This is a genomic window from Streptomyces sp. NPDC004667, from assembly GCF_040609475.1.
In the GTDB taxonomy this organism is placed as follows: Bacteria; Actinomycetota; Actinomycetes; order Streptomycetales; family Streptomycetaceae; genus Streptomyces.
In genome coordinates this window covers 1-8,541 of record NZ_JBEXKC010000156.1, presented here as the reverse complement: position 1 = coordinate 8,541, position 8,541 = coordinate 1, and the positions used below count along the sequence as shown (strand labels likewise).

8 protein-coding genes and 1 riboswitch are annotated in these 8,541 nt (G+C 75.9%); of the genes, 3 read left to right on the top strand and 5 right to left on the bottom strand.

Annotation, left to right across the window (positions count from 1 at the left end; translation table 11 throughout):
• From ABZW32_RS37880 to ABZW32_RS37860, 5 genes are all read right to left on the bottom strand, one after another.
• Positions 1-1,302: ATP-binding cassette domain-containing protein (locus ABZW32_RS37880; RefSeq protein WP_356225183.1), on the bottom strand; the 1,302-nt coding region annotated here is incomplete at its 3' end.
• A complete protein-coding gene (locus ABZW32_RS37875; protein WP_356225187.1) occupies positions 1,299-2,519 on the bottom strand; it encodes an energy-coupling factor transporter transmembrane protein EcfT in 1,221 nt (406 codons plus the stop codon). The genes ABZW32_RS37880 and ABZW32_RS37875, both read right to left, overlap by 4 nt.
• Positions 2,492-3,178, bottom strand: coding sequence for an SCO2322 family protein (locus ABZW32_RS37870; protein WP_356225185.1), 687 nt, complete (start codon positions 3,176-3,178; stop codon positions 2,492-2,494). The genes ABZW32_RS37875 and ABZW32_RS37870 overlap by 28 nt, the downstream gene beginning before the upstream one ends.
• Positions 3,178-4,425 carry a prenyltransferase/squalene oxidase repeat-containing protein gene (locus tag ABZW32_RS37865; protein WP_356225181.1) on the bottom strand — a complete coding sequence of 416 codons (1,248 nt, stop codon included), beginning with the start codon at positions 4,423-4,425 and terminating at the stop codon, positions 3,178-3,180. Before ABZW32_RS37865 ends, ABZW32_RS37870 begins: the two co-directional genes overlap by 1 nt.
• Positions 4,426-4,556: 131 nt before the next feature.
• A riboswitch (cobalamin riboswitch) is annotated at positions 4,557-4,634 on the bottom strand.
• Positions 4,635-4,737: 103 nt separating this feature from the next.
• Positions 4,738-5,907, bottom strand: a complete 1,170-nt coding sequence (locus tag ABZW32_RS37860; protein WP_356225179.1) for an MBL fold metallo-hydrolase — start codon at positions 5,905-5,907, stop codon at positions 4,738-4,740.
• A 222-nt stretch (positions 5,908-6,129) separates the two neighbouring features.
• Between ABZW32_RS37860 and ABZW32_RS37855 the strand changes: the two genes are divergently transcribed.
• From ABZW32_RS37855 to ABZW32_RS37845, 3 genes are read left to right on the top strand one after another with little or no spacing between them, the layout of a single operon-like run.
• Positions 6,130-7,584 carry an aldehyde dehydrogenase gene (locus ABZW32_RS37855; RefSeq protein ID WP_356225177.1) on the top strand — a complete coding sequence of 485 codons (1,455 nt, stop codon included), beginning with the start codon at positions 6,130-6,132 and terminating at the stop codon, positions 7,582-7,584.
• Positions 7,584-7,817, top strand: coding sequence for a ferredoxin (locus tag ABZW32_RS37850; protein ID WP_356225175.1), 234 nt, complete (start codon positions 7,584-7,586; stop codon positions 7,815-7,817). The genes ABZW32_RS37855 and ABZW32_RS37850 overlap by 1 nt, the downstream gene beginning before the upstream one ends.
• A gap of 56 nt (positions 7,818-7,873) precedes the next feature.
• Positions 7,874-8,413 (top strand): hypothetical protein, encoded by a 540-nt coding sequence (locus tag ABZW32_RS37845; protein WP_356225173.1) that lies wholly within the window; start codon positions 7,874-7,876, stop codon positions 8,411-8,413.
• Positions 8,414-8,541: the final 128 nt, after the last annotated feature.

Genomic DNA, 8,541 nt, shown 5'->3' with positions numbered 1-8,541 from the left:
CGGGCAACGGAACTTCGCGGCGCTGCCGGAGCCGCTCCGCCCGGTGTGGCCCCTGCCGTACACGCCGGGCTCCGACGTCTCCGGGACGATCGTGGCCGCCGCGCGGGTCACGTGGGCGGGGCGGCGCCCGCGCAGCCGGGCGAACAGCCCGGGGCCGGAGCGCGGGCCTCCGCCCGCCGGGGCCGCGACGGCACGACCCGCCCCACCACCCTGCGCCGGGAGGCGAGCCCCGGCCCCCACCGGCTGCGCCGTCGTGCCGGGTGCGGGGTTGCCGACGGCTGCCACCGGCTGCGCCGCCGTGCCGGGCGCAGGGTCGTCGACGGCCCCCACCGGCTCCGCCGTCGTGCCGGGCGCGGGGTCGTCGACGGCTGCCACCGGCTCCGCCGCCGTGCCGGACGCGGGCCCGGGCCCGGACGCGGCCCCGGCCCCGTGCCCGGGAGTCGGCGCGGCGTGTTCGTGTGCGGCGGTGAGGGGGACGGAGGTGGTTCCGGTCAGGCGGGCGCGCAGCGGGGCGGCCGTGCGGCGGGCGTCGCGGACGGACAGCGGCAGGGGGGACCAGCCCGCCAGCCGGCCGAGGGAGACCACCGGCGGATGCACTGGGGAGACGGCCATGATCTCGGCCGGGGTGCCGACCACGGGGGCCGCGCCCGGGGAGGGGAGCAGCAGGACCCGGTCGGCGTACTGCACGACCCGCTCCAGCCGGTGTTCCGCCATCAGCACCGTCGTGCCCAGGTCGTGGACCAGGCGCTGCAGCACTGCGAGGACCTCCTCCGCCGCCGCCGGGTCCAGGGCGGACGTCGGCTCGTCCAGCACCAGGACCTTCGGGTGCGGGGTCAGGACGGAGCCGATCGCGACCCGCTGCTGCTGGCCGCCGGACAGGGTGGCGATGGGGCGGTCGCGGAGTTCGTTCAGGCCCAGCAGGTCGAGGGTCTCCTCCACCCGGCGGCGCATCACCGCCGGTGGCAGGCCCAGCGACTCCATGCCGTACGCCAGCTCGTCCTCCACCACGTCCGTCACGAAGTGCGCCCGCGGGTCCTGGCCCACCGTGCCCACCACGTCCGCGAGCTCCCGCGGCCGGTGGGTGCGCGTGTCGCGGCCCGCGACCGTCACCCGCCCCCGCAGGGTGCCGCCCGTGAAGTGCGGGACCAGCCCGGACACCGCCCCGAGCAGGGTGGACTTGCCCACCCCGGACGGACCGACGAGGAGGGTGAGCTCCCCCTCGGGGAGGGTGAAGTCGGCGCCCTGGAGGCAGGGGTGCGCGGCGCCGTCGTAGGTCACCGACACCTGCTCGAAGCGGATCACTGCGCGGACTCCTCGGACGGTACGGGTGCCACGAAGGCGGGAAGCAGGCCGATCAGGATCGCCGCCGCGGGCCACAGCGGCAGCGTCGGCGCGACCAGCGGGACCACGCCCGGCCGCAGCCCCTCCGGGTCTACCGAAGCGGCCCGGACCAGCAGGGCCGCGACCGCCGCCCCCGACCCGGCGACCAGCCACGCCCGCGCCCCCCACCGGTCGGGCCGGTAGCGGGTCCGCACGCTGCGCCGGCCGCCCAGGCGCAGCCCGGCCAGGGCCAGGACCAGTCCGATGCCGAGCACGGGCAGCCCGTACGCGGCGCCCTCGGCCGCGAGCAGCCCGTAAGTGCCGGCGCACATGCCGAGGAGGCCGCCCAGGGTGAGCGCGTTGGTGGTGTGCCGGACGGCGGCCGGGACCCGGGCCGTGCGGCCGTAGCCGCGCGCGTCCATGGAGGCGGCGACGGCCACCGAACGCTCCAGGGCCCCCTCCAGTACCGGCAGTCCGATCTGGAGGACGGCCTTCACCCCGCCGGTGGGCCGGCCGCGCAGCCGGCGCGCGGTCCGCAGTCGGGCCACGTCCGCGACCATGTTCGGCGCGAACGTCATGGCGACGACCACCGCCACGCCCACCTCGTACAGGGCGGCGGGCAGCGACTTCAGCAGCCGCGCCGGATTGGCCAGGGCGTTGGCGGCGCCGACGCAGATGAGCAGCGCGGCCAGCTTCGCGCCGTCGTAGAAGGCGAAGACCAGCTGTTCGGCGGTGACCCGGCCGCCGAGGCGGATGCCCTGCGCCCAGCCGGGCAGCGGGAGCTCGGGCAGCGTGAACAGGACGTGCGCGCCGGGCAGGGGGGAGCCGAGCAGCACGGAGAAGAGGAGCCGCAGCCCGATGACGAACAGGCCCAGCCGGACGAACGCGCCGTAGGACCGGGCCCAGGGCGCGGCGGTGCGCCGGGCGGCGACCACGTACCCGGCGACGCCGACGATCAGCCCGAGGAGCAGCGGATTGGTGGTCCGGGAGGCGGCGGTGGCGAGCCCGAGGGCCCACAGCCACCAGGCCCCCGCGTGCAGGGCGTTGCTGCGCCGCGCCTCGGGAGCCCGCCAGGCCGTCCCCTTCTTGTACGTCGCCCCGCGCACCCCCCGACCGGCCCGGTCCGCGCCGGGCCCGGCCGGGGGTGCGTGCGTCCCTGCGGCGCCGTGCGTCATCGCCCGCGGCGGCGGGACTGCCAGACACCGGCCGCGGCGAGGGCGATCACGGCCGCGATGCCCGCGACCAGGCCCGCGGAGGGGCCGGAGCCCCCGCCGGCGGGGGCCGCGTCGGCGTCCGCCGGACCGGCGGACGCCGTGGGGGAAGCCGCCGGGGCCTTGGACCCGGAGTCCTCGATCGGCTCGCCGCAGCCCGTCTTCGGGTAGCCGGAGATCCCGCACAGCAGGGCGGCACTGTTGTAGCGCAGCGGCTTCGCCACCGATGCCAGTGCCTCGGCGGCGGTGGCCTCCGGGGCGACCTGGGCGCAGGCGGTGCGGGGGGCGTCCTGCGGCGGGTGCTCACCGCCGGGGGCGTCCTCGGGCACCCCGAAGTCGAGGACCACGGCCACCCGCTTCTTGCCGTCGGCGGCAGGGGTTCCCGCGCAGACGGCCTCGAAGTCGGCGGCGGCGCGCGGCCGGGCCGCCTCGGCCGCCGCGTCCTTGCTGACCGAGAAGCGGAAGCCGTAGACCGTGCCGTCCGCGGGCCGGGCCGTCGACGGACCCTGGGTGGCGTACGCCCAGTTGCCGCCCGCGCCGTCCCAGAACGACCAGTAGCGGTAGCCCGCCGCGAGGGCCGGGGAAGCGGCGATCAGGGTCAGCAGGAGGCCCAGGAGCACGGCGGCCGCGGTGCGCGGACGGCGGATCACAGCTGGTTCTTCTTCCGGCGGCCGCTCAGCAGGATGCCGATGCCCATGCCGGCCGCGGCGCCCGCGCCGACGATCCACCAGACGTTCTGGCCGCCGGAACCGGTGCCGCCGTCGCTCTCGACCTTCTTCGGCTCGGTGTCGGCCGCCTGCGGGGCGGGGCCCGTGGCGTTCAGCGCGCCGACCAGGTCGGCGGAGCCGAAGGCCTTCGGGTCGGTGCCGGTGGCGTGCGCGACGAGGACCAGGGTGCCCAGCGCCGCAGGGTTGCCCTTGGACCAGTCGGCGGAGTTGTTCTTCAGCCACTCCAGCGCGCCCGCCGCCGCCTGCCGGTGGCCGGCCGCGGCCAGGGCGATCACGGCGTCGGCGGTGTTGCCGGTGTCGGCGGTGGGCTGGTCGGCGCCCGGGGTGACGGCCGTGAGGTGGCCGTCCTTCTTCAGGGCCTCGGCGAGGTAGCCGGCCGCGCCCTGGGCGGCGCCCGCCGGGTCGGTGGCGCCCGCCGGGCAGGGCAGCGCGGCGGCGGGGGTGTCCGTGGCGGCGGGGTCGACGACCGCGCCCTTGCCGAGACCGGCCAGCACGGCGGCGGCCGTGGCGTCGGCGTTGGCGGGGAGCTTGCCGTCGGCGGCCTGGTAGCCGAAGGCGCCGCGGTCGGCGGCCGGCTCGGCGGAGCAGCCCAGCTGGAAGGCGAGCAGTCCGTCGAAGGCGGACTTGCCCGCCTTCGACTTGACCTCGGCCGGCTTCTCTCCCGCCACCGCGAGCGCGCTGACCACGATCGAGGTGGAGCTGCCCTCGCTGGGGGAGCCCGGGACGTAGGCCCAGCCGCCGTCCTCGTTCTGGACGGACTTCAGCCAGTCCACGCCCTTCTTGACCGCCGCGTCCTTGCCGCCGATCGCCTTCAGCGCCTGCACGGCGATGGCGGTGGCGTTGGTGTCGAACATCGTCGTCGCGTCGCAGGCCTTGGAGGCGTCCGCGCGGAAGGAGGCGAAGCCGCCGTTCGCGCACTGCTGGCCGGTGAGCCAGTCCACGGCCTGCGCGGCGGGCTGCTCGCCCGCCGTCCGCTGGGCGAGCAGCGCGATCGACTGGCGCCACACGCCGTCGTACGTCGGGTCGGCCTTGCCGAACAGGCCCGAGGGGACGACCGGCGGCGCGGACGGGGAGGGCGGAGCGGTGTCGGCGAGGGCTGCGGGGGCGGCGCCCACGCAGAGCACGGCGGAGGCGGCGAGCGCGGCGGCGCTGCGGCGGACGTTCATGGTGGGGCGGGTGCCTCTCGTGCTGGGGAGTCGGAGGCAGGCACACGCGGGCACCGGGCTCCGGCTCCGCTTACCTCGACGGTGCCGGCCGCCGGAGGCCCCGGCGGCACGAGCCGCGCACCTCCCGTACGGGGCATTCCGGCTCCCCGTCCCGCGGGGCGGGCCGGGTCACGGTTGCGGGTCAGCGCCGGATTCGCACCGGCTTCCCCCCGTACTGAGGTGTGGACGACGGCCCCACTCTACCGGCCCGTAGCCCACCGGTCCGGGGGCGGCGGGCACCGGCGCCCCTTACCGGGGGGCGCCCCGCGCCCCTCACAGCGCCCGGTACTCCACCGGCTCGGTACCCGGTACCGCTTCTGCGCGGCCCTGCTTCACCAGGCGCCGCAGATGCGCCTCCGCTTCCGAGACGGCGATGTTCCGGGAGCCGTACGGGATCCGCTCCCACGGGCGGTTCCACTCCATCCGCTCCGCGAGCGCCCAGGGGGTCAGCGGCTCGGCCAGCAGCCGCCACAGCCCGGTCAGCCGCTCCTCGTGGTGATCCAGGAGCTCCCGTACGCGGGCGGGAGCGTCGGTGAAGGCGTACTGGTGGGCCGGGAGCACCTCGGCGGGCTCCAGGCGCCCGATGCGTTCGAGGGAGTCGAGGTAGTCGCCGAGGGGATCGGTGACGCGGGTGTCCCCCGGGTGCTCGTAGAGGCCGATGTGCGGGGAGATCCCGGGCAGCAGGTGGTCGCCGGAGAAGAGCCGGCCGTTGCCGGGCAGGCGGGCCGGGTGCTCCTCCTCCAGGTGGAGGCAGACGTGGCCGGGGGTGTGGCCGGGGGTCCAGATCGCGCGGAGCCGGCGCCCGGCGAGCGGCAGCAGCTCGCCGGGGACGATCTCCCGGTCGGGGACGGCGGCCCGCAGTCCGGGCAGGGTCCGCAGTCGGCCGCTCGCGCGGGCCGCGCGCAGCGGGGCGACGTGCTCCTCGGGGGCTCCGGCGGCGGTCAGTTTCCCGCTCATGTAGTCGAACCAGACGCCGGGCTCGGCGGAGCGGGTCCGCACGACCACCTCCGTGTCGGCGGCGTGCATGGCGATCCACGCCCCGGAGGCCTCCCGCACCTGCCCGGACAGCCCGTGGTGGTCGGGGTGGTGGTGGGTGATGACCACCCCGTGCACGTCGGCGACGGAGAGCCCGAGCACGCCGAGCCCGGAGGCGAGGGCGTCCCAGGAGGCGGGGTCGTCCCAGCCGGTGTCGATCAGGACGGGGCCGCGGTCGGTGTCGAGGACGTGGACGAGGGTGTGCCCGAGCGGGTTGTCGGGGATGGGGACCTTGATGCCCCAGACACCTCCGCCGTGCTCGATGACGTGCGGCTCGGCCTCTGGGGAGGCTTCTGGGGTGGCCTTCGGTGCGGCCTTCGGTGCGGCCTCCGGATCGGCCTTCGGATCGGCCTTCGGTGTGACCTCCGGATCGGCCTTCATCGTCACCTCTGGCGTGGCCTCTGACATGAGGACTCCCTGGCTCACTGCGGATCGGTCGGGCGGTCGAGCGGTCGGGCGGTCGAGCGGTCAGGCGAGAACGTGTTTCAGTAGTCGCCCAAGTCGACCATCTCCCCGGCTTTCTGACCAGTCCTCGGATCTTCGGAGCGGCCCCGTCCTGGCCGTGGACTCCTGGAACTAGAACTGGTATCAGTTCTGCGACACCGCGCGCAGCCTCAGGAGGCATCAGCCATGACCGAGCTCGTGGAACACGGACACCTGTTCATCGGCGGGGAATGGACCGAGCCGCTGGGCACCGACACCATCCGCGTCGTCTCCCCCCACACCGAGCAGGTCATCGGCAGCGTCCCGCACGCCTCCCGCGCCGATGTGGACCGGGCCGTCTCCGTCGCGCGCAAGGCCTTCGACGAGGGCCCCTGGCCCCGGCTCTCCCTGGACGAACGGATCGCCGTCGTCACCCGGATCAAGGACGCCATCGCCGTCCGCCACGAGGAACTCGCCCGCTCCATCAGCTCCCAGAACGGCTCCCCGTACTCCTGGAGCGTCCTCGCCCAGGCCCTCGGCGCGATGATGGTCTACGACTCCGCCATCAAGGTCGCCGCCGGCTACCCCTACGAGGAGCGCCGCCAGGGCGCGCTCGGGCCGATCCTCGTGCGCCGCGAGCCGGTCGGGGTCGTCGCCGCCGTCATCCCCTGGAACGTCCCGCAGTTCGTGGCCGCCGCCAAGCTCGCCCCGGCACTGCTCACCGGCTGCTCGGTGGTCCTCAAGCCCTCGCCGGAGGCCCCGCTCGACTCGTACATCCTGGCCGACATCGCACGGGAGGCCGGGCTGCCGGAGGGCGTGCTCTCCGTCCTGCCCGCCGACCGGGAGGTCAGCGAGTACCTCGTCGGCCACCCCGGCGTCGACAAGGTCTCCTTCACCGGCTCCGTCGCGGCCGGCCGCCGGGTCATGGAGGTCGCCGCCCGCAACCTGACGCGGGTCACCCTCGAACTCGGCGGCAAGTCCGCCGCCGTGATCCTGCCCGACGCCGACCCGGCCGCCACCGTCGCGGGGATCGTGCCCGCCGCCTGGATGAACAACGGCCAGGCCTGCGTGGCCCAGACCCGCATCCTCGCCCCGCGCAGCCGTTACGAGGAGTACGCCGACGCCTTCGCGGCGGCCGCCGGAGCCCTCGTCGTCGGCGACCCGCTGGACCCGGCGACCCAGCTCGGCCCGCTCGTCGCGCAGCGCCAGCAGCAGCGGTCCCTGGACTACATCCGGATCGGCCAGGAGGAGGGCGCGAAGATCCTCACCGGCGGCGGCGGCCGCCCGGCCGGCCTGGAACGCGGCTGGTACGTCGAGCCCACCCTCTTCGGCGACGTCGACAACGCGATGCGGATCGCCCGCGAGGAGATCTTCGGGCCGGTCGTCTGCCTGATTCCGTACGGGGACGAGGAGGAGGCACTGCGGGTGGCCAACGACTCGGAGTTCGGCCTCAGCGGCAGCGTCTGGACCGCCGACGTCGAGCACGGCGTCGACTTCGCGCGCCGGGTGCGCACGGGCACCTTCAACGTGAACACCTTCAGCCTGGACATGCTGGGCCCGTTCGGCGGCTACAAGAACAGCGGCCTGGGGCGGGAGTTCGGGCCGGAGGGGCTGAGCGAGTACCTGGAGCACAAGATGATCCACCTCCCGGCGGGTGCGTGATGGGGGACCGCTGGCAGATCGAGGTGGACCGGGGGGTCTGCATCGGCTCGGGCATGTGCGTGAACCACGCCCCGGAGGCCTTCGCCCTGGACTCGGCCCGCCAGTCCCACCCCCGTTCCCCGGAGACCGACGCCAACGAACCCACCCTGACGGCCGCCGAGGGGTGCCCGGTGGAAGCCATCCTGATCACCCTCTCGGCCACGGGCGAACCGGTGTTCCCGCCGGAGGACTGAGGCCCCGAGGGGGGCCGCGGGCCGGGCCGCCCGGGGCGCGGGGGATGATCGCCGCCATGGGCAGAACGAAGTGGGCGGCCGGGGCGGCGGCCGGGGCGGTGGGGCTGGCCGGAGCGGGCGTCGCCGTGGTGTGCGGGCTCCTGTGGTCCACGGCCGGGGACGACACCGACCACGGCTGGTTCCGGGTCCGCGAGATCGACCCGGCCGCCGCGGGGGGAGGTCCCTCGCACCCCTCGCGCGCCGAAGCGCAGGCCGGGTTGGCCGACGCCGCCGCCGCGGCGGGCCTGACCCCGGGCACCCCTCATCCCGAGCAGGAGGGGGACCTGGCCGACTGCGTCGCCGACTGGACCGGCTCGGGCCCCGCCGACCCGGGCCGGTGGCGGACGCTCGAAGCGGCCCTGACGGAACGCGGCTGGCAGGTCACGTCCCGACGCGCCGGCCCGGCCCCCGCGACCTCCCTGAAGAACGGCCCCTGGGACCTGGTCGTCACCAACGGCGGCCTCCTGAACACCCTCTCCCTCGTGGCCCTGAGCACCACCCCACCCTGCGAAGCGGCCCTCCGGCACGACGCGGAGACACGGGGGGTTCGGGGGTAGGGGGGTCGGGGGTGGGCGGTGCTCTCTCGATCCGGATCGGGGGAGGGCTGGGGGCGTCCCGCCAGTCCACTGTCCTTCCGTGTCGGGCCGGTCCCTCAAGGGCGCTCCTTCGTCGCGTCGCTTCGCGA